The sequence below is a fragment of the Paucibacter sp. XJ19-41 genome, from assembly GCF_028462495.1.
In the GTDB taxonomy this organism is placed as follows: Bacteria; Pseudomonadota; Gammaproteobacteria; order Burkholderiales; family Burkholderiaceae_C; genus Roseateles_E.
In genome coordinates, this window is sequence record NZ_JAQOWX010000116.1 from 17,422 (window position 1) to 17,798 (window position 377).

Consider the following 377-nt stretch of genomic DNA (forward strand, 5'->3'; position numbering starts at 1 on the left):
GGTCGACAGGCTCAGCTCGGGGCTGGCGCGGCCTTGGGTGCCGGCCAGCTCGCGTGCATGGCGGGCCAGGCGGGCGCGGTCCTGCAGCTCGCGCAGCGCCGGATGGGTCTCGAGACCGTGATCCTCACCGGGTGGCGCGGGTTCGTTGCTGCCGGCGGTCTCGGGTGCGACGCCGCTGAGGGCCTGCAGGCCGAAGCGGGTCTGGGCCAGAGCGGCCTGGGCCTCGGCCAGCTCCGCCTGGGCGGCGGCGATGGCAGCCTCGGCCTGGTGCTGATCGGCGCGCGACAGCTCGCCGGCCGCGACGCGGCGGGCCACATCGCGGCCGAGCTGACTGGCCTGCTCGACCCTGGCCTGCGCCAGCCCCAGGTCCAGCGCGG

At 77.2% G+C, this 377-nt stretch carries 1 pseudogene; it reads right to left on the reverse strand.

Annotation, left to right across the window (positions count from 1 at the left end):
• Nucleotides 1-377 (reverse strand): annotated as a pseudogene (locus PO768_RS23045) (TolC family protein); the annotation flags it as partial.